Below are 20117 nucleotides of genomic sequence, written 5' to 3'. Positions count from 1 at the left end.
GCGGTAAAACAAGATGCAGGTCCGAATGATCTGCATCAACGGTTCTTCAATCTACGCCTCCTATAATCGCTTCATATATTGAAGCCACGGAGGCCCGCCATGTCATCTCCTATAAACCCGGATCCTGTCGAGCAGCCCGTTTCTGATTACGAGCGTTGGCGGCGGGGCTATGGCGTCATCCACCACTGCGAAAACACCTGCGACCAGGCCCGGCAAATGGCCAGCGAACTGGTTGCCGCAGGGCTTCAGCCCGACACCAATACTGTCTATCGCAAGTTGGCCAGCCTGGATCGTCTGGCCAGTGCCGGCCTCTGGCTGGTCGCGCACATGACCTATACCAGGCGGGTCGACACCAGCGGAGCGCCCCTGCCACCCAACGATTTCAAAACCAATCCCGAAGGCCATACGGGCGGAGCGCTGAACATGGTTCCTGCCTACGCTGCTTATCTTGCGTTGAACAACCTGACCGGCCAGACCCGAAGTTGGCTGATGGGGCAAGGACATTGTGTTGCCGCGATCGACGCGCTAAATGTGCTGACAGGCAACCTTCATCCGGAACAGCAGAACCGTTACCAGGGCAAGGACGGATTATCGCGGCTGGTTTCCGATTTCTACAGTTACCGCCAAACGCCGGACGGCGGCATGGAAGCCCCGCTCGGCAGTCACGTCAGCCCCCACACCGCCGGAGGCATCATCGAGGGCGGTTACCTCGGTTTCGCGGAACTTCAGTACGCCCACATGCCACTGCAAGGGGAGTCGCTGGTAGCTTTCCTTTCTGATGGCGCAGCGGAAGAACAACGTGGCAGCGACTGGGTTCCACGCTGGTGGCGAGCCGAGGATTGTGGCACGGTCCTGCCCATCATGATTGCCAATGGCCGGCGAATTGAACAACGCACAGAACTGGGAACCCGCGCCGGCCTGGAACGGTTTGGCGAACACCTGGCCCACCGCGGTTTCGAACCGTTGCTGTTTGATGGCCGCGATCCGGCAGCCTTTGTCTGCACTCTGTTTAACATGGAACAAAAACTCGACAATTATCGCCAGCAGGCCCTGAGAGAGGAGCGCAAATACCCGATTCCGATCCCCTACGGCATTGCCGAAACCACAAAAGGCTACGGCTTTTACGGTGCCGGCAGCAATCCCGCCCACAACCTGCCATTACCGGGAAACCCGAAAATCGACACCCGGGCCAGAGAACTGTTCCACCACCATGCCGGCTTGCTCTGGGTACCGCCGGACCAGCTGGCCGAGGCCATCAGCCAGCTCAACCAGCACTGGCAACAGAACCGGCCGCTGGAACGGGACCATGCCCTGGCGACGCGCAATCCGCCAGATCCGGTCATACCACTACTGCCCTCCTCTCATGACTCTGGTTCACCAATGCTGGCAGTCGATGATTTCTTTCAGGCCCTGGTCGCGGCAAATCCCGCGTTGAGGGCGCGCGTGGGCAACCCGGATGAGCTGGCCAGCAACCGCCTGGAGGGCGTCCTCAATGCTCTCAAACACCGGGTAAATGACCCTGAAAGCGAACAGGAATCCGTTCACGGAAATATCATTACCGCTCTTAATGAAGAAGCCGTGGTGTCAGCCTGCCTGGCCAACAAGGGAGGGCTCAACCTGGTGGCCAGCTACGAGGCCTTCTGTGTAAAAATGCTCGGCGCCGTCCGGCAGGAGCTAATCTTTGCCCGCCAGCAGAAGGAAGTTGGCCGGCCCGCGCGCTGGCTGGGTTTTCCGATAGTTGTCACCTCCCATACCTGGGAAAATGGCAAAAACCAGCAGTCCCACCAGGACACCACCTTTTGTGAAAGCCTGTTGGGAGAAATGAGCGATGTCAGCCGTGTGCTTTTTCCCGCGGACTATAACAGCACCCTTGAAGCACTGCCCGGCGTCTACCAGGGGCGCGGACAACTGACCTGCATGGTCATACCGAAACGCGACCGACCAGTGGTGTTCGACAGGGACGAGGCAAGGGCCCTGGCGAAAAACGGAGCCCTGGTGGTGGATGAAGACACGTCCCCCGGCGAGCCCGTAATGCTGATCGCCAACGGTGCCTACCAGCTCTCTGAAATGATCCTTGCCAGCGAGCGGTTGCGGGAAACCGGCACGCCATTCCGGCTTGTATATCTGCAGGAGCCCGGCCGATTCCGTGAACCCCGGGACACCCTGGAAGCGGCTCAGTGTGTTCGCGATCTGGAACAGGAACGTCTGTTCCCCAGGAGAATGACGCGTCGGGTCGCCGCCACCCATATGCGTCCGGAGGTGTTCCGCGGCCATCTTTCGCCGTTGTTTCCGACGCCGTCAACATCCCGGGTGCTCGGTTACATCAACCGCGGAGGTACTCTGAACGAAGCGGGCATGTTGTTCGCCAACCGGTGCTCCTGGGCCCACGCCCTGGCTGCCTGCGCGGACGTACTGGAGCGGCCACCCGGGGAGTGGCTCTCCAGCGCGGAGCTGGCTGCCGTTGAGGGCCGTGGCGATGCTGCCATTGTCACCCGGAGCCAGAACTGACAGCGTTTTCGGGCCCATGGCCCATGCGGCGCCTGAGCCAGGTTTCCAGCTCCAGCACCAGAAGTACGATAACGCCGGCACCACACGCAAAGACCAATGCACCAGGGTTTAGTGGAGCCGTGCCAAAGGTCTTGTGAAACAGTGGTAAATAAGTGAACAGCAGTTGCAACAGGATGACCGCACCCACGGCCAGCAGCACTATGGGCGTACCCAGAACACCACGCAAGGTAATGGAGGCGGTATCGAGATAACGCACCGCGAACAGATAAAAGACCTCCATGGCCACCAGCGTATTCACCGCCAGGGTGCGAGCTACAGATTCATCGTCAAACTGATACATCGCCCAGTGCCAGGCAGCAAAAATACCGATCAGGAACAACAGCGACACAAAGGCGACCCGCCAGACTACAAACCCTGCCAGCAGTGACTCATCACGGGGCCGGGGCGGTCGCTTCATGACCCCCGGCTCGGCAGGTTCGAACGCAAGCGTCATGGCCAGGATTACCGAACCCACCAGGTTCACCCAGAGAATCTGCAACGCGGAGATAGGCAGGGACAGCCCCAGCAGCAAAGCCGTAATCAGACTGATGGATTCGCCCCCGTTTATCGGCAGCATGAACGCAATGGCCTTCTTGAGGTTGGTGTAAACCGTGCGTCCTTCCCGCACGGCGGCCGCAATGCTGGCAAAGTTATCATCCAGCAGCACCACCGACGCTGCCTCCCGGGCCGCTTCAGAACCTTTTACTCCCATGGCGATACCAACGTCGGCACGCTTGAGCGCCGGAGCGTCATTGACACCATCCCCGGTCATTGCCACGACACCGTGCAGCGACTGCAAGGCTTCTACCAGCCGCAGCTTATGCTCGGGGCTGGTGCGGGCGAAGATATCCACCTCGCCGGCGACCTGCGTCAGTTCATCAGCACTCAGTTGGTCAAGCTCGCGGCCAGTGATTACACGAGTGGTGTTCTTCAGTCCCAGACGCGCGCCAATGGCACTGGCTGTCATGGCATGGTCACCAGTAATCATCTTTACCCGGATACCGGCGTCATGGCAGTCGTGAATAGACTGGATAGCCTCCTGCCGCGGTGGATCCAGAAGCCCTACCAGCCCCAACAGTTCCAATCCATCCTCTACGTCTTCTACGGCCAGTGTATTCTGTGACGAATCGGCCGGCCTGCGGGCCAGAGCCAGCACCCTGAGACCCTCTGATGCAAGCTCGGAAATGGCATCTGACCAGGCCTGCTGATCCAGTGACGTGGTATCACCGCTGTCAGTTACCATGCTGGTACACATTTCGAGGATCCGCTCCGGGGCCCCCTTTACGTACACCACGCCATGGCGATGATGATCATGGTTGAGTGTCGCCATGAATCGATATTCGGCATCAAACGGAACCTCATCAGCCCGTGGCCAGTGACGACCGTCCGCCTCCGGATCAAACCCCGCCTTCTGGGCAAAAACCTTCAGCGCTCCCTCCATCGGGTCACCGGCAACGCGGATGGTCCCGTCATGGCGCTCCAGGTGGGCGTCATTACACAGTGCCGCAGCCCTGGCCAGTTCGTTCAGCAACGGGCTGCCAGCGCTCACATCCTTGCCGTCGCGGATATCCCCATCAGGCTCGTAACCTTCGCCCTCTACATCCAGGCGCTTCCCGGCTACCACCGCCGCAGTCACCATCATTTCATTACGGGTCAGGGTTCCGGTTTTGTCAGAACAGATCACCGACACGGCGCCAAGGGTCTCAATCACCGGCATTCTGCGAACAACCGCATGACGGGTTGCCATCCGCCGCACGCCGATGGCAAGGGTAATGGTGAGAATGGCGGGAAGTCCTTCGGGGATAGCCGCCACCGTCAGGCCCACAACCGCCATGAACAGTTCGCGAACCGGGAGCCCGCTCAGTGCAAGCCCACCGGCAAAAATCGCTATTCCGGCAACAATAATGATCATGGACAGATAACGGGCGAAGCGGTCGATCTGCTCAAGGAGGGGGGTCTTAAGGGTTGCAGTATCCTGCAGCAGGCCGGAGATCCGCCCGATTTCAGTCTCCGCTCCCGTTCTGACCACTACGCCTCGGCCTGTACCCGTGGCCACCATGGTTCCCGAAAAGGCCATGTTGAGCTGATCACCGAGAACGGCATCGGCCGGCTGCTCATCGGTGGTCTTGTCTACCGGCTCGGACTCTCCGGTCAGCACTGCCTCTTCAACCTTCAGGTTGTGGCAACGTTCCAGACGGAGGTCTGCGGGCACCCGGTCCCCGGGTTCGAGGAGTACGGTATCACCGGGCACCAGCTCTGCCGCATCGATTTTCTTCTGGCCGCTATCACGGATCACCACGGCTTTTGGCGCCAGCATGTGCCGAATTGCCGACAGTGCCTGTTCCGCCTTCCCTTCCTGTATAAACCCCACCAGCGTCTGGATCACCACGACCGCCAGAATCACCGTGGTGTCCACCCAATGACCCAGCAGGGCGGTGATTACCGCTGCGGTGATCAGCACGTAAATCAGGAAGTTTCTGAGTTGATTGCCAAGGCGGGCGAAAGGCCCCCGCCGATGAGCTTCCGGCAGGCGATTGTGTCCGTATTGGCTCAGCCTGTCTGACACTTCCTTGGCAGACAGTGGTCCGGAGGCGGACAGGTGTGACCGGGCTTGGTCAATACCCACAGCATGCCAATGCACGCCGCGACCATCTGCCGGTTCAACAGATTCTGAAAAAGCCGATTCAGAGGATGACATAGCCGGACTCCCTGGCGGTGTACCTGTCTCTATTGGAACCGGCCATGGCTCCTCAGGGATTGCCTCAGATCAACATTCAAACTGATTGGCCGAAGTTTCCGGCCAATCAGTCAGCACTCCGCAGTTCCTAACCCTGTATAAATACCGGGCCAAAGCCGTAGTTCCAGAGAATAACGGATCCCACGCGAGTGGACACCAGAATCACCAAGGCCACTGTCAACAGCGACACTGCGTACATGACAGCCCTGTCTCTGTGGATACCCATGACAATTGGCAGGCCGTCAAACATCAGCTTGGCACCGAAACCGGCGGCCGCCAGAAAAACGATGGCATTGAACCAGGGTACCGGGTAAAGCAGCGCAAACCCGGCAAGGAAGAGCGGAGTGCAGGAGTAGGCCGCCAATGCGATGCCATTGGATGGCACCAACTCCTCGTTGGCGCCGTATGTTCTCGCCATCCAGTTAATTGCATAACCCAGGGCAAACACACCCACCAGCATGGCCAGATAGGTCAGCACACTCATCTGCAGCGCGCTGATTTCCGTCAGTTTGATCAAACGATCGGCCCCCACCGTCCAACCAAAGTGGGCCGTGGAGATGTAGGCGCAAATCGGCGCGATGGCGGCAAGCACCAATACGTAGGCAACATAGAGCCTTCTGGGCGGCGCATGTTCCTTGCGGATTTCTGCCCACTCACTGTCCGGATGGGTAAACAGGCCAAACGCATGATTCAGGAGCATAGCTCAACCCCCTTGGGCTGGTATTGTTGTTAATGAATTGTGTTACGTTCCGCAGGCCTGAACAGATCAGGCCCTACCTGTTCTTAACTATAGTCAATAATTGCAGAAGGAAAAGCCGCAGAGGCATGAAAATCAGGTGATTTTCGGCACCAGCCGTTGCAACTGATTACGTGTCGGCAAGGCATCAAATGCTCCGAAGTGCATGGCAGCATGGGCGCCGCACCGGCTGGCAAATGCCAGTGCTTCCTCAATATTTCCCGGCACTGCCAGCCAGTCATTAAAGGCGGTGCTCTTAACGGATTGCCCGCCGAGCCCGAACAACAATCCCGCAACAAACGCATCCCCGGCCGCGGTGGTGTCTATCGCCTCGACACGCGGCGGCTGCAAAGTAAGCGTCCGCCCGGAGCAGTATGCCTGCAATGGACGGGCTCCGTCTGAAACAAGCAAGAGCTGCACTTTTTCAGTCAGCAAGTCATCGGACAGGTCGGCCCCCTCACCGAACAATGCTTCCAGCTCTTCACGGCTGAATTTCACGATATCCGCCATACTGGCGGCTTTGAGAATGTGAGGCGCCGGTACTTCTGCAGCAGGCCAGAGTGGTTGCCGATAGTTCACATCAAAGCTGACAAGGCAGCCATGTTCTCTGGCGCGCCGCATCAGTGCAAAGGTGGTCTCACGGATAGCCGGAGCCGTCAGGGTATTTGAGCAGAAATGCACAATACCCGCCTGCTTAAGTGCGTCGTCCGGGCACATTTCTGCTTTGTAAAGCATGTCCGCCGTTTCAGTCCTGTAAAATGCAAAGCTGCGCTCACCGTCATCATCGAGGGTAACGAACGCCAGCGCTGTCATCGCTTTGCCAGTCTGACGGGTGAGCGAGACATCAACACCGTATTCCACCAACGCTGATAGAATATCGTTACCGAAGACATCTTCACCTACCTGACCGATGAAGCCGGAACGGCCGCCGAGCCGGGCGACACCAACCGCAACGTTGGCCGGCGCACCGCCGGGCTGTGGGATATAGACCCGCCGGCCGGAAACCGCCTCACCGCGCATATCGATCAGCGCTTCACCAAAACACAGTATGTCGATCACTCTGGCTCTCCTCTGGAATCTCTTACCCCGTAGCCATTCACGGACAACTCTCCCGCACCAGCAAACAGGTTGGCAGCAATACGTTGCGGTCTTCCTTCTCTCCGAGAAATATCCGTGCTGCTGTGCGACCTTTCTCTGCGCTCTGCTGATAAACCGTGGTTAATGACGGGTGCAGGTTGGCCCCTTCGGGAATGCCGTCAAAACCCACGATACGAACATCTTCCGGCACCCTCAGCCCCATTTGCAGGGCAGCCTGAATGGCCGCCAGGGCAATCCGGTCGCTCATGCACAGCATGAGATCGGGGCGCGGGTTGCTGGTCAGCGCCTCGCGGGCCGCCTGGTAGGCGTCCTGGTGGGTATTGGTGGGTGTAGACCAGATTCTGTCGGAAGACACGTTATAGCCGGCGGCCTCCAGGGCATCCAGGTACCCTCGAAGCCGGCGCACGGAAATGGCCCTTGTTTCATTGAAGAGTTCGTGGTCACGAATGCGGCAAACCCGATCGGTGTCCACCAGGCGCAACCCCATGATGGCAACATTGGAAGGTGGCTTTGTCAGGGCATGCTCAGCGCTGCGCCTTGCCCCCTCATAGTTGTCGATGTTGACCCAGGTGCACCCCTCCAGGTCAAAATCCACGGCAACCATCTGCTTGCCATGCTGTAGCAGACGGTCATAGGTGCGACCCTTCTTAAGCCAGCCGTAAACAATGAAGCCATCGACCATGGCTTCCTGCACCCGGCTGCGGTGTTCGTCATCTTCCTGGCTGGACAACAACAACATGTTCAGTTGACGCTGGTCGAACACTTCCGCCAGGCCATGAAGAAACTCACTGGCCACCGGATCGGTCAGGCTGTAAGCCAGGTTATCCGCCAGCATCACACCGACGTTACCGGTGCGCCCGGTTCGAAGGCTGCGGGCGGCGGCATTGGGGCCCAGGTAACCATGGCGTTTACATTCTTCCAGGATCCACCGGCGGCGGGCCTCCGAAAGCTGATCCGGCCGGTTGAAGGCATTCGAGATGGTCGCAGTGGACACATTAAGCTTCTCTGCCATCAGCTTGACGGTCAACCGCTTTGGCCGGTTATCAGGGTTTGTTGTTTCCATCGCTTACTGGCCCATGTCTCAGTGACTTGCGATTTGCTGAACCGAGTCTTCTTCCTTCCTCAGCCCCACCCGTGGCAGGCTGTGTCCGTCGGCATCGAAAACGTGCAGGCGTTCAGGGTCGGCATTCAGGGTAACCCTCTGGCCGGCCCTGATCTGACAGGGAACAGATTCACGAACCACGACCAGTTCGTTCATACCGGGCATTTCCAGGTACACATAAGCCTCGTTGCCCAGATATTCCACATTCACCACTTCCAGCCCGGAATCCGGCCCCGAAAGCGAAAGCCGGGTATGCTCCGGCCTCAGCCCCACGGTCATTTCTGTGCCGTCGTCCATGTGGGAGGCATCCCGCTCCACGGTCACCGTTCCCATGCCACAAATCTCAACATCGACAGACTTTCCCGGACTCGTCGCCTTTACGATGGCGGGAATCAGATTCATTTTCGGCGAACCGATGAATCCCGCCACAAACAGGCTTGCAGGCGTTTCGTAGAGCTCGAACGGGGTGCCTATCTGCTCGATATGGCCCCCGTTGAGCACGACGATCTTGTCGGCCAGGGTCATCGCTTCCACCTGGTCGTGGGTGACGTAAATCATGGTGGACTGGAGCCGATCATGCAGCTTCGCAATCTCCGTGCGCATTTGCACGCGCAGGCTGGCATCCAGGTTGGACAGCGGCTCATCGAACAGCATAATTTGCGGTTCCCGGGCCATGGCCCGGCCAATGGCAACCCGCTGACGCTGGCCACCGGACAACTCCCGGGGTTTGCGCTGCAGCAGGCTGGTCAGCTGGAGTATCTCTGCAGTCTTCTCCACCCACTCCCGGACCTTGCCCTTGTTGGCTTTGTCCAGTTTCAGCCCGAAGGCAATGTTTTCGTACACCGACATGTGCGGGTAAAGCGCATAGGACTGGAACACCATGCCTACGCCCCGCTCCTTCGGGGACAGGTCGGTCACGACTTCCCCGGCGATTTCGATATCTCCCGCTGTGGGTTCCTCCAGACCGGCTATCAGACGCAAAAGCGTGGATTTCCCGCAGCCCGAGGGCCCGACAAAAACCACGAATTCGCCGTCTTCAACCCGTAGATCCACACTCTGGATAATTTCAATGTTGCCAAAGGTTTTATTGATTTTTTTCAGTTCCACACAAGCCATGGTGGAGACTCCTCTGTTGAGCCCGGCTCAGGAAGCGGGCCCGGATGTTTTACGTTTCTGCGAAAAATGCCTGATACGGAGGCAATACGAGTTGATCACCCTCCAGGAAACCATCGAAGCCATGACCTTCCAGCGGCACGGATACCGCACAAGGTAACGGCAGCCGCAGCTCCTCACCGGTCAGGTTCAATGCCACCAGCAGCGACTGCTCACTGGATTTGCGAATCCAGCAAAGGGCATCACCGGTGTCATCAAGCACCGTCATGTCACCCCGAACCAGCGCAGGCTGCTGCTTGCGCCAGTGAATCAGCTTGCGCACCGCATTGAGCGTGGAATCCGGGTCCGCGTGCTGGTGACTGACGGCAAATTCCAGGTGATCGCGATCTACCGGCAACCAGGGTTTTCCGGAGGTGAAACCACCCTTGGCCGACGGCTCCCACACAAACGGCGTGCGGCATCCGTCGCGACCCCGGAATTCCGGCCAGAAGCTGATACCGTAGGGGTCCTGCAATTCTTCATAGGGCACTGACGCTTCCGGCAGGCCGAGCTCCTCGCCCTGGAACATCGTAACGCTACCCCGCAAAGACAGTAACAACGCCATCAGCACTCGCGGATAGAGCCGCGGGTCTTCACCGCCCTCCGCCCACCGGGAAACCACCCGCACCACGTCATGGTTGCTCAGGGCCCAGCAGGGCCAGCCATCGCCCAGCCCTTCCTGATACCGACGCACCACGTCCCGCACATACGCCGGGTCATGTTGATCGGACAAAAGATCAAAAGAGTAGGCCATGTGCAGGCGATCATTGCCTGCAGTGTATTCAGCCATGCGCTCCAGCGGCTTGTCGTCGCCAATCTCACCCACCAGGGCGGTTTCCGGATACTCGTCCATCAGTGCCCTCAGTTCGCTGAGGAATCCGATGTTTTCCGGTTGGCTCAGGTCGTTCACATGGCGCTGGTAGGTGTAGGGGTTCATGCCCTGGGCAACAAAAGTCTTGTTTTCACCCGCCGGTACCGGCGGGTTGTCCACCAGGCCCTGGTTATGAAAATAGAAGTTGACCGTATCCAGCCTGAAACCGTCCGCTCCCAGATCCAGCCAGAAACGCATGTTATCCAGCTGGGCCTGGCGTACCTGCGGATTATGGAAATTGAGATCCGGCTGGCTTGCCAGGAAATTGTGCAGGTAATACTGCTTCCTCCGGGTATCCCAGGCCCAGGCACTGCCGCCGAAGATGGACAGCCAGTTGTTGGGCGGCGTGCCATCGGGTTTCGGGTCAGCCCAGACAAACCAGTCTGCCTTGGGATTGTCACGGTTGCGGCGGCTTTCCTCAAACCAGGGGTGAGCATCCGAGGTGTGGCTGATGACTTGGTCGATGATCACCTTCAGACCCAGCCCGTGAGCCTCACGCACCAGGGCCCTGAAATCATCCATGGTGCCAAAAAGAGGATCCACGCCCCGGTAGTCGGACACGTCGTAGCCGAAATCTTTCATCGGCGAGGTAAAAAAGGGCGACAGCCAGATGGCATCCACACCCAGTGATGCCACATAAGGCAGTTTCTCTGTGGCCCCTCTGAGATCACCGATGCCATCCCCGTTGCTGTCCATGAAACTACGGGGATAGATCTGGTAGATAATGCCACCCTTCCACCAGGGCTGTGACTGACTCATACACATAACTCCTCAGTTAACCTTTGACCGCGCCCGCCGTCAGGCCAGACACGATTCGACGTTGGAAAATCAGTACCAGGACCACCAGTGGCACGGTAACAACCACCGATGCCGCCATCAGGTGCCCCCAGGGCAATTCGTGCTGGGACCCGCCGGTAATCAAGGCGATTGCCACAGGCACCGTGCGCTGGTCGTCCGTCAGCGTGAACGTCAGCGCAAACAGGAACTCGTTCCAGGCGGCGATAAACGCCAGCAAGCCGGTGGTGGCCATGGCAGGTCCCATCAGCGGTATGAATACCTTGAAAAGGGTGACCACCGGTGAAGCCCCGTCCACAATGGCGGCTTCTTCCAGCTCCTTGGGCAGCTGCCGCATGAAAGTGGTCAACACCCAGACGGTGAATGGCAGCGTGAAAATGGTGTAGGAGAACACCAGGGACAGCGGATCGTTGTAGAGATCGAATGCCCGGATCACCTCGAAGAGACCAGACAACACCGCCACCTGGGGAAACATGGAGACCCCCAGCACGATCATCAGCACAGTTCCCCGGCCGCGAAAATGCACTCGCCCAAGGGCGTAGGCAGCCGTCAGACCAAATCCCATTGCAATGGCAACGGCGGACGTGGAGACCAGAATTGAGTTCCAGATGCTGGACACGAAGGAACTCTGCCCCAGCACCGACTGGTAGTTCTCCAGGTTGAAAGTGGTGATCCAGTAATCGACCTTGAACAGCTCGGAGCCACTCTTGAACGAGGTCAGGATTGCATAATAAAAAGGGAATACCGTGAACAGCATGATCGCGGAGAGCAAGAGCCCGAATCCGGTTTTCCCTACTAACTTTCTCAGCCGTTTGCGATTCATGCATCACCTCCGAACTGTTTGCGCCCCAGGTAAAGGTAGGAAATGGTCAGCAGGGCAATGATCAGGAACAGGACCGTGGAGGCCGCCGAGCCGTAGCCTACGTCCTGGAATTCCACCAGTTGCTGGCGTGCGTAGACCGACATGGACATGGTGTCCTCGCTGTTGGAGGTAAGCACGTAGATCACGTCGAACACTCGCAACGCATCCAGAACACGGAAGATAATCGCCACCATCAGGGCCGGGTAGATCAATGGCAGTGTGACGCGGAAAAACACCCGAACCGGGTGGATTCCATCCACCTTGGCGGCTTCGTAGCAATCCGAGGGCAGCATCTGCAACGCAGCCAGGGTCAGCAGCGCCATGAAAGGCGTGGTTTTCCAGACATCCACCATGATCACCGCCCACATGGATAGGTCCGAGTTGGCAGTCCAGTTCAATGGTTCGGCAATAATACCCAGCGTCATTAGGAGGTTATTGATAATCCCGAACTGGTCATGGAGCATCCAGCCCCACATTTTTGCCGACACAATGGTGGGAATAGCCCAGGGGATCAGAGTTGCGGCGCGAATAAGGCCGCGCCCCCGGAACTGGGCATTCAGGGTCAGGGCGATAATCAGCCCCAACACTGTTTCAGCTCCTACTGAAACCACCGTGAAATACAGCGTGTTCCAGACCGCACGCCACCAGCTTGGGTCCGCCAGCACGCCGTACCAGGCACCATTGTCGTACACCAGGTAATTTTCGAACCCGATCATGCTGTAGGTGCTGATATCCGAGAAACTGGCGTCGGTAAAGCTGAACCAGATGGTACGCATCAGGGGCCAGCCGGCCACCGCCGCCAGTAACACCAGCATCGGGATCAGGAACATCCAGGCGGCACGCAGGCGCTGACGATGCACTCTGTTGTGCCGACGCTTGAGGGGAACGGACCGGGCGAGTGACTGCTCGCCCGCGTCCGCATTTGCCGGGGTTACGGTCGGATCAGCCATGGTCATTACCAGCCTCGACGTCCGAGCCGCTGTAAATCTCCTTCAAGCCCCTTCAGTGCCTGCTCAGGCTCCGCCTGTCCTGAAAGTACATCGTGAGTGGCATTGAAGAAGGCGTTGCTGACCCGGCTATACTGGTCACCGGTGGCAGACGAAGGTCGGGGAATGCCATTCTTGAAGGTTTCAAACAACTCGCCGAAGAACGGCACTGCAGCGAGGACTTCCTCGTCTTGATACAGGTCCGGGATGGTGGGGTTGTAGCTCCCCTCAATGGCGCGGCGCTTCTGCTCTTCATAGCTGGTCAGAAAGCGCACCAGGTCCGCGGCTTCATCGACGTTATCCGAATATTTCGACACCGCCAGTTGCCATCCACCGAGGGTGCCGGCGTGCTGTCCGCTGTCGCCGCCCTTGGGCAGTGCCACCACACCAACCTTGCCCTTGACCGGGCTGTCCTCACCCTGGGCGAGGCTCCAGGCGTAGGGCCAGTTGCGCATGTACAGCGCGTTGCCGGACTGGAAAACACCTCTCGCCTCTTCCTCGGTGTAGTTCAACACACTCCGGGGAGATATGTCGTCAATCCAGGTTCTGGCCAGCGCCAGCGCTTCTGCTGCCTTGTCATTGTTGACGGTCACTTCACCCTCGCCGTCAACGATGGTGCCGCCATTAAAGCTGGCAATCCATTCAAGCGCATTGCAGGTCAGCCCCTCATAGGCCCGGCCCTGCCAGACATAACCCCAAAAGCGGTCGTTGCCGGCCTCACGTTCCTTTGCCATCACGGTTTTTGCGGTATCGGTCAGTTGCTGCCAGGTTTCAGGCGCTTTCAGGTTGTATTTTTCCAGCAGGTCCTTGCGGTAGTAGAGTACGCCCACGTCGGTAAACCAGGGCATGGCGACCAGGCTGCCGTCCACCGTATTGTTTTCCACCAGCGCCTCGAAATGCCTGTTTTCCGCCCCTTCCGTGTATTCCGACAGGTCAACAAAATGACTGGCGAGCATGCCGGGCCAGACCACATCGATCTGGAACACGTCCACATCGCCGGAACGGGCTGCGAATAGCTGCTGGTATAGCGACAGTCGTTCCGTGGCTGAATTTGGTGTAGAGACAACCTGAACCTCATGGCCGGATTTCTCCGACCATGCCCGGGTACCTTCCTCACAAAGCTGTTTCTCTGCTCCGACGGCACCGCAGGAAATGGTGATGGTCTTGGCCTGAAGGCCACCGACCAGAAGACTGGCGGCCAGGCCGCCTAGAATCCACTGTAATCCATTGGATCTGAACATGGTGCTTACCTCATCTTGTTGTTGTCGGTATCAGAACCAGATTTCCATCTGGGTACCAAAGGTCCACTGGCTGCCGCCAAAATCCTCCTGCCCCAGGGCATCGCCACCGTCATAGCGGTTGAGCTCGTCGTCCCAGGTGGAATAGCTGGCAAACACACGAATCTCCGGACGGTTCCAGAACCCGCCGACTTGCGGCTTGAAGGTCGGTGCTATGGTGAAGCGGGCGTAGTCGCCATCCACGTCACCCCGGTCGTCGTAGCCTTCGGTGTTCAAGTCCATCACCTGCCAGGAGGCCTCGTACTGCATCTCGAAGTTGGCGCCCAGTTCGTTGGCCAGGCGGGTGTTGAAGGTGAGCCACTGGTACTCATCGCCTTCCACATACCGGTCCGTGCTGGTTTCGGCCATGATCATCGGGGCAATCCGCCAGCTGTCGCTCAACCGGGTAGTGCCATAGACGGCGGCCCGGGTACTGGCGGCGTCTTCATGCAGGTTGCCATCGGCGCCGATGTTCTTGACCTCCGCGCCCAGGCCCTGGCCGTGCAGAAGTGCGACCTTGAAGTTGCCATCGGCGATCCCGAAGAAGCTGTCACCGTGGTAGGCCAACATGGTGTTCACACCGGTGTCGGCCGCTTCGGTGACCCCGCCGACAACGCGCTCATCATTGTCTGCAGCCGACATGCCGTTGATCATCCACTGCAGGTTACCGAAGTAGTTGTTGGCGGTAAGAATCAGGTTGTCGGTGTCCGAGGTCTCATCGGTGCTGTCCGGATCGGACGGGAAGTCCTGGAAGCTGCGGCCATAGAGAGAGAAGTTGGACTTCACTGACTCACTGAAGGTGACGTCGTAGAGACCGGCACCGGTGCCCGCCAGGAACACAAAGTCACTGTCGAGCCAGTGGATGTCGAAGTTGTCCCGGTCGAAGCGTTTGCCGGCCCAGATGGAGGCGTCCTCGAAAACCCCGGTGAAGCCGGCCAGGTTGCTGAACTCCACATAGGCCTGGCGCACATTGAGGGCACCGTCGCCAGCAGTCCAGTCGTTGCTGGAGGTGGTGGAGTCGGCAATCATCAGGCGGTAATGGGCCTTGGTGCCGTTATCGGCCACGCTTTTGTAATTGAGGATGGCTTCCAGGTAGGTGTCCGGCTCGTTACCCAGCCGGCCCACGGCACCACCGACCGAACCGGCGGGTGTCAGGTAGGGGCCGCCGGGGGCGCTCTTGCCGTCACTGTTGAGCAGCAATCCGGAACGGGCGTAGGTGTTGAAGGAGAAGCCCTGGTCGCCCCGGGCATGGGGCTCGACCTCTGCCAGCTGTTGCTCCAGGGCAGACAGGCGGTCTTCCATGCTTTCCTGGGCGCGAACACCAGCGGAAAGGCCTGCAAGCAGTGTCAGGGAGACCGCCGGTGCCAGGGCAGAATGGCATGGTGATAGACGAAAACTCATTGTTGGAACCTCGTTTTGTTTTTGTAAGGTCTTTTTTTCGTACAGCCTGGAACGGGAACTTAATGCATTAAGCTATGCGATAAGAAAATTCGTATTTCATAACTACTGCTACAACATTAATGAATCAGAGGCTTCACACTCGCCCCAGACTTTCGTCGTTTCTCAATCATTTCTGCCGGCTGCACTTTGGGTGCACACGAACTTAAATGATTAAGTAATGACCAAGATAATTTCGGTAGATAGGTTCTGCAACCATAAGAAGAACTTAATTTTAACTTAACTTTTCAGACGGGAAAGCAGGCCAGGCATGGCCCGGCCTGCCAAAACATTACGATTTTCTCGGGTCCGTAGTGCCAATCAGTTCATCGTTGCGATAGTGATCCCGGAAACTGAGCAGACTCTCAATGCCGGAGAAATCCACCAGATCCCGGAAATCAACCCAATCAACCAGGCAATAAAGGCAGATAGCCGGATAATTCCACTGACTGAACTGGCCGTCATCGACCATAGCCGCGAGAGTGCGCATCGTCATCATGATGCGCTCCCGCTGAAGATTGAAAAACATCAGGTTCTCGCTGATATCAATCCCCGAACGGGACGACAGCAGCAGGATAACGGCAGAATCGTTGGCGGCATCAATCAGAGTCAGCTGGTTTTCCTGATCCCAGGTAAGCGGAGCCAGACCCTGCTTCTCACTGACGTAACGGGCAATCACCCGGGAGTCGTAGACCTCCTGGCCGCCGTCAACCAGCATGGGGATTTTCAGCGCCGGGTTATTCCGTCGCAACTCATCCCTGTCCTCGCCATAGATGTCGAGATTCACGAATTCATAGTCATTGTCAGCCAGCAGCAGCCTGATACGCCGAACATAGGGGGATGTGGTAGAGCCAATCAGTTTCATGAGATCTCCTTGATTGAATAGAATTACTGGCCGAGCAGGGATTCCGGCTCCGCAAAGTCGTAGCCGGTAGCCTCTGCCACCTCGCGAAAGGTCACCCTGCCCTGGTAAACATTAAGGCCGTTGCGCAAATGATGATCGTCTTTCATCGCCTGCTCCGGGCCCTTGTTGGCCAGGGCGGCGATGAATGGCAGAGTTACATTATTCAATGCCAGCGTAGAGGTTCTGGCCACAGCGCCCGGCATATTGGCAACACAATAGTGCACAACACCATCCACCACATAGGTGGGCGCATCGTGGGTGGTGGGTCTGGAGGTCTCGGTACAACCTCCCTGATCAATGGCCACGTCCACGATGACGCTGCCCTCCGGCATACGGCTGACCATATCACGGGTGACCAGTTTGGGGGCGGATGCCCCGGGAATCAGAACACCGCCGATGACCAGGTCGGATTCTGTCACTGCTTCATCCAGGGTTGCGGCGGTGGAGAACAGGGTGCTGATGCGATTGCCATAGAGGTGATCAAGACTCCGTAGTACATCCATGTTCCGGTCCAGCACCGTCACCTGGGCACCCAGCCCGATGGCCATAGCCACCGCATTCTGCCCGACTACACCGCCACCAATCACTGTCACCCGCGCCGGGCTGACGCCGGGCACGCCACCCAGGAGCACACCACGGCCCCCCAATGATTTTTCCAGGCAATGAGCGCCAGCCTGTATCGACATTCGCCCCGCCACTTCCGACATGGGGGCCAACAACGGCAAGCGCCCGTGACTATCTGTCACGGTTTCATAGGCAATGCAGGTGGCGCCGGATTTTACCAGGTCGTCTGTCTGCGCCTGGTCCGGCGCCAGGTGCAGATAGGTGAACAGTGTGTGTTCCGGCGTCAGCAACGCCCTCTCACTGGCCTGGGGCTCCTTGACCTTGACGATCATCTCTGCGGCGGCAAACACCGCAGAGCCGTCGTCAAGAATATCCGCGCCGGCTTTGCGGTAGTCCTCATTGCTGAAACCGATGGCCGAGCCTGCATCCACCTGGACATAAACGCTGTGCCCATACTCGCAAAGTTCATGAACGGCTGCGGGCGTCATTCCTACCCGGTATTCATGGTTCTTTATCTCCTTCGGTACACCGATCTTCATTCGCTGCCCCTTGAATCCGTGGAGTAAACAATGTGTCATCCGCTAAAGTGTAGTAAAAAGGCATGACACCGGCAGTAGCAATTGAATGCATCGGTTCAACGGATTCCGGCGTAAACACCGGACCAGCCAGGTAATCGACCCAAATGGAGCAGGAACCCATGAACACAAAAAAATACGCCCTGACCGCAGCCCCGCTTTCACTCGCGGTAGCCCTTACCCTCGCAAGTGGACAGGTATCAGCTGAAATGCAGACAGAAACCGTAGAATATGAAGTGAACGGTGAGACCTTCACCGGTTACATGGCTTACGATGACGAAGCCGACGGCAAACGCCCCGGTGTTCTTGTGGTCCACGAATGGTGGGGCCATAACGAATTCGCCCGGGAGCAGGCGGAGAAGCTTGCCGCAGCGGGCTATACCGCATTCGCCCTGGACATGTACGGTTCGGGCAAGCTTGCGGAGCATCCTGAAGACGCTCAGCAGTTTATGAAGGAAGCCACCGGGGACATGGATCAGGTCAAGGCCCGGTTTATGGCCGCAAAGGAGTTGCTGGAAAAGCACGACAGCGTCGACAGTAACAAAATCGCTGCCCAGGGTTACTGTTTCGGCGGGGCGGTGGTGCTGAATATGGCCCGGCTGGGCGTGGACCTGGACGCCGTGGTCAGCTACCACGGTGCTCTCGGCAGCCCCATCGAGGCTGAAGCCGGAATGGTACAGCCCAGGATTCATGTCTACACCGGCGGCGCGGACCAGATGGTGCCCTCAGATCAGGTGTCTGGCCTGGTGAAAGAAATGCAGGATGCCGAAGCCGACCTGACTCTGGTCAGTTTCCCCGGAGTTCTGCACTCCTTCACCAATCCCGGGGCAGACAAGGTGGCGGAAGAATTCGATATGCCCATTGCCTATAACGAGGATGCAGCCAAACGTTCCTGGGAAGGCACCATGCGGCTTTACGAAGAGGTCTTCAATAACTGAGCCCAGAGAGGGCCTGATCGGACGAACTAAACCGCTTGCTGATCAGGCCCGAAACTGACGGTCAGTTCAGCTGTTCAGTTTTGCTTTGGTCCCGAACTGATACAGTGACGGGCGCAGTTCGTACAATGATTTCCGATCCATCAAACAACATCCGCGTTCTCCACGGAAAAGGAATTGTATGAACACTTCCAAAGACGTACTTCAATCCTCACTGTTTCAAACTGTCGCTAGCCTGGCTTTTGAATCGATTATGGTGACAGAAGCCACTGCCGATCATAAAAACTCCGTGATCATCTATGTGAATCAAGCCTTCAGCAACCTGACTGGCTATTCAGCAGATGAAGTCATCGGGAAGACACCGGGACTGCTGCAGGGACCAGAAACCGAAAGCGGAGTGAAAGAGCGTTTGTCTGAAGATCTGAAGAATAATCGGACCTTTCACGGCACTACCATTAATTACCGCAAGGACGGCTCGGCTTTTACCATTGAATGGAAAATTGCACCGGTGATGGATGGCGACAAAACCACGCATTATGTGGCAGTCCAGAGAGCTATTGATTAGGGCAGAAAAACGCACCTGAGCAGAAGCCGAGATTATATTGTTCTCAGAAATCACAAAATCCGTCCACAAAAAAAGGCAGCCGAAGCTGCCTTTTTGGCGTGTACTGTTATCAGTTAGATAGCAGTAACGTTTTCCGCCTGAGGACCTTTCTGGCCCTGGGTAACGGTGAACTCAACCTGCTGGCCTTCTGCCAGGGTCTTGAAACCGCTGCCCTGAATTGCGCTGTAGTGAACGAATACGTCCGGGCCGCCTTCACGAGTGATAAAGCCAAAGCCTTTAGCTTCGTTGAAGAACTTAACAGTGCCGGTAGTAGTAGACATAACTTAAAATTCCTGAAATCAATCATTTAATCTTGCCGCCAGGCCATCGTCATGATGCCCGATCAGCGTTTACGGAAATACAGAACTCGCGGAATCAAAAACAGGACGGTCACTACTTACTGCGGAGGTACGTCTTATTCATGAATGCTTTGCTGAATCTTTCCTACACAAATAACTTTACTCTTTGTTTCAGGAATTGCCAAGGGTATTTTCAATTTATTGCATAAGTAGTGTTACCCATCATCCGCGGACCAGGCCGAAGGTATAAATCCCCAGCGCAGTCATAAGGATAGAGCCAACTACATGGGCCAGTATTCCTGCAAGGGCCATGCTCCACTTGCCTTCCTGAATCGCAGAAAACATCTCCAGCGAGAAGGTGGAGAAAGTGGTAAGCGCTCCACAGAGGCCGGTTATGGCGAACAGGCGCCACTCGGGTGCGAGGGAGCTGCCGTGGACGAAATAGCCGATTAGCAGGCCAACGAGCCAGCCGCCCGAGAGGTTTGCCGCCAATGTGCCGTAGGGAATGGCGTGGTAGCTGCTGTTGAGCCAGAGGCCCAGGGCCCATCTCAGGTTAGCGCCTATGACGGCTCCGGCGCTTACAGCCAGGATTGATAGCCACATTCGTCTGATTCACCTCGTATTTGGGTGCTCACT

Annotated in this window: 17 protein-coding genes; 3 read left to right on the top strand and 14 right to left on the bottom strand. The window is 57.5% G+C overall.

Annotated elements, in window-relative coordinates:
* Positions 1-99: 99 nt before the first annotated feature.
* On the top strand, positions 100-2508 hold the full coding sequence (locus M8010_RS03910) for a phosphoketolase family protein (protein WP_250088985.1): 2409 nt from the start codon (positions 100-102) through the stop codon (positions 2506-2508).
* Here M8010_RS03910 and M8010_RS03905 read toward each other — a convergent pair.
* The 12 genes from M8010_RS03905 to ald form a co-directional block, all read right to left on the bottom strand.
* Positions 2489-5245, bottom strand: a complete 2757-nt coding sequence (locus tag M8010_RS03905) for a cation-translocating P-type ATPase (protein WP_250088983.1) — start codon at positions 5243-5245, stop codon at positions 2489-2491. The two genes, M8010_RS03910 and M8010_RS03905, sit on opposite strands and share 20 nt — an antisense overlap.
* Positions 5246-5372: 127 nt before the next feature.
* Positions 5373-5984, bottom strand: a complete 612-nt coding sequence (locus M8010_RS03900; RefSeq protein ID WP_250088978.1) for a Yip1 family protein — start codon at positions 5982-5984, stop codon at positions 5373-5375.
* A 132-nt stretch (positions 5985-6116) separates the two neighbouring features.
* Positions 6117-7079, bottom strand: coding sequence for a carbohydrate kinase family protein (locus M8010_RS03895; protein ID WP_250088976.1), 963 nt, complete (start codon positions 7077-7079; stop codon positions 6117-6119).
* A gap of 37 nt (positions 7080-7116) precedes the next feature.
* On the bottom strand, positions 7117-8181 hold the full coding sequence (locus M8010_RS03890) for a LacI family DNA-binding transcriptional regulator (RefSeq protein ID WP_250088974.1): 1065 nt from the start codon (positions 8179-8181) through the stop codon (positions 7117-7119).
* An 18-nt stretch (positions 8182-8199) separates the two neighbouring features.
* Positions 8200-9336, bottom strand: a complete 1137-nt coding sequence (locus M8010_RS03885) for an ABC transporter ATP-binding protein (RefSeq protein ID WP_250088973.1) — start codon at positions 9334-9336, stop codon at positions 8200-8202.
* 49 nt (positions 9337-9385) lie between these two features.
* Positions 9386-11002 (bottom strand): alpha-glucosidase, encoded by a 1617-nt coding sequence (locus M8010_RS03880; protein ID WP_250088971.1) that lies wholly within the window; start codon positions 11000-11002, stop codon positions 9386-9388.
* Between the two features lie 16 nt (positions 11003-11018).
* Positions 11019-11795, bottom strand: a complete 777-nt coding sequence (locus tag M8010_RS03875) for a carbohydrate ABC transporter permease (RefSeq protein ID WP_502846203.1) — start codon at positions 11793-11795, stop codon at positions 11019-11021.
* A gap of 62 nt (positions 11796-11857) precedes the next feature.
* The gene (locus tag M8010_RS03870; RefSeq protein ID WP_250088962.1) at positions 11858-12850 is read right to left on the bottom strand and encodes a carbohydrate ABC transporter permease; all 993 of its coding nucleotides are present in this window, start codon (positions 12848-12850) and stop codon (positions 11858-11860) included.
* A 5-nt stretch (positions 12851-12855) separates the two neighbouring features.
* The gene (locus M8010_RS03865; RefSeq protein ID WP_250088961.1) at positions 12856-14127 is read right to left on the bottom strand and encodes an ABC transporter substrate-binding protein; all 1272 of its coding nucleotides are present in this window, start codon (positions 14125-14127) and stop codon (positions 12856-12858) included.
* Positions 14128-14157: 30 nt separating this feature from the next.
* Entirely contained in the window at positions 14158-15564 is a 1407-nt protein-coding gene (locus M8010_RS03860; RefSeq protein WP_250088959.1) for a carbohydrate porin, read from the bottom strand.
* A 328-nt stretch (positions 15565-15892) separates the two neighbouring features.
* On the bottom strand, positions 15893-16465 hold the full coding sequence (locus tag M8010_RS03855) for a glutathione S-transferase N-terminal domain-containing protein (RefSeq protein ID WP_250088957.1): 573 nt from the start codon (positions 16463-16465) through the stop codon (positions 15893-15895).
* Between the two features lie 23 nt (positions 16466-16488).
* Positions 16489-17607, bottom strand: a complete 1119-nt coding sequence (gene ald, locus M8010_RS03850; protein WP_250088955.1) for an alanine dehydrogenase — start codon at positions 17605-17607, stop codon at positions 16489-16491.
* Positions 17608-17765: 158 nt separating this feature from the next.
* Here ald and M8010_RS03845 point away from each other — a divergent pair, with 158 nt between their 5' ends.
* Both M8010_RS03845 and M8010_RS03840 read left to right on the top strand, forming a co-directional pair.
* On the top strand, positions 17766-18581 hold the full coding sequence (locus tag M8010_RS03845; RefSeq protein ID WP_250088953.1) for a dienelactone hydrolase family protein: 816 nt from the start codon (positions 17766-17768) through the stop codon (positions 18579-18581).
* A 178-nt stretch (positions 18582-18759) separates the two neighbouring features.
* A complete protein-coding gene (locus M8010_RS03840) occupies positions 18760-19143 on the top strand; it encodes a PAS domain-containing protein (protein WP_250088951.1) in 384 nt (127 codons plus the stop codon).
* Between the two features lie 113 nt (positions 19144-19256).
* On the opposite strand, the gene M8010_RS03835 is transcribed toward M8010_RS03840, so the two are convergent.
* A complete protein-coding gene (locus M8010_RS03835) occupies positions 19257-19463 on the bottom strand; it encodes a cold-shock protein (protein ID WP_007154967.1) in 207 nt (68 codons plus the stop codon).
* Between the two features lie 240 nt (positions 19464-19703).
* On the bottom strand, positions 19704-20084 hold the full coding sequence (gene crcB / locus M8010_RS03830) for a fluoride efflux transporter CrcB (protein ID WP_250088943.1): 381 nt from the start codon (positions 20082-20084) through the stop codon (positions 19704-19706).
* Positions 20085-20117: the final 33 nt, after the last annotated feature.

Source organism: Marinobacter sp. ATCH36 (genome assembly GCF_023555055.1).
In the GTDB taxonomy this organism is placed as follows: domain Bacteria; phylum Pseudomonadota; class Gammaproteobacteria; order Pseudomonadales; family Oleiphilaceae; genus Marinobacter.
This window is presented reverse-complemented; position numbering and strand designations above follow the sequence as displayed.